This is a genomic window from Streptomyces sp. NPDC043812 (assembly GCF_056436245.1).
In genome coordinates, this window is the sequence record NZ_JBWKCY010000110.1 from 1 (window position 1) to 1027 (window position 1027).

The following is a 1027-nucleotide window of genomic DNA, read 5'->3' on the forward strand; positions in this document are numbered from 1 at the left end:
GAACCCCGGGAAGAACTGCGGGCTCACACCTTGCGGCTGCGCCGCCCCCTGCCCCTGCGGCTGCCCCTGCTGCGCACCCAGGCTGCTGATGATGCCCTGCGCGGCGCTGGCTATCACCGGCGCCAGAGCAGCGAGTATGGGGAGGAACTGCGGGTCGATCTGCTGGGGTTGGGGCGACGAGGGCTGGGGCGAGGCCTGTCCCGCGCTCTGGGCGTTGAAGGGCATTCCCTGCCCGAGCACGTTGCCGAGGGCCTGGGCAGCGGTGGCCTGACCGCCGTTGGGAGTCGTCATGGTGTCCGTCCTCTCTCTGTGCCACTGAGTCGACCCAGGGCACGTCTTTCATCCCCTTTTGGGGCACTTCGACGCTATATACGCCTCCGATTCGCCGCAACAGCAGATAGTTGACGGAGCAACAATTTTATTTGAATTCACAGCAGTTGATGAAAAAACGTTTCCTCTTTAAAGAATTCCTCGGCATCCAACCAGGCTCTCTACTGCGTCAACGCCCTTCACTCAGACACCGATTGGGCGTACTGCAATTTCAGTTTGGTCCGATATCGAAATAGGGAGTTGCGCACGTGCCCGACGAGGCATCAGCAAATCGGCCCGAATGGCCCCTGCTCGTGCGCGGACGCGTCACGCCGCTGTCACGCCGCCGTCACGCCGGCCGCGCGACGCTGGCCGTGCGCACCGATCCCTGCCCTGGAGAACGGAGCGACCCAGGAGACTTCTTCACGGTCGCCTTCCCGTGACGGCAGCGTGCACGGCAGCACTGCTGGCTGCCCCGCTGATGGCGCCCGACGTCGGGCAGGCGCACTCCGTCTCGTCCGCTCCGACGGCACCGTGCTTCACGGACGGCTTTCCGCCCAGAGGCGGCGGGACCCCAACCGGACGCTCACCGCAACGATTCAAGTGGGGCAACAGCCCCTACCTCGGTGCGCGCTACGACCGGTGTGCCGACACCGTGAAGGTCTACTACGGCGGTTACGCAGCGCGCAGCGGATTCGGGGGCATGACCGGCTACAAC

The 1027-nt window shown here is 65.0% G+C and carries 1 protein-coding gene and 1 pseudogene; one reads left to right on the forward strand and one right to left on the reverse strand.

The genetic code is table 11. From position 1 onward, the window contains the following. On the reverse strand, positions 1 to 291 hold a 291-nt coding region (locus AC067Z_RS38985), incomplete at its 3' end, for a hypothetical protein (RefSeq protein ID WP_478794376.1). 457 nt (positions 292 to 748) lie between these two features. On the opposite strand from AC067Z_RS38985, the pseudogene AC067Z_RS38990 reads away from it, so the two are divergent. After that, positions 749 to 1027: pseudogene (locus AC067Z_RS38990) on the forward strand (hypothetical protein); the annotation flags it as partial.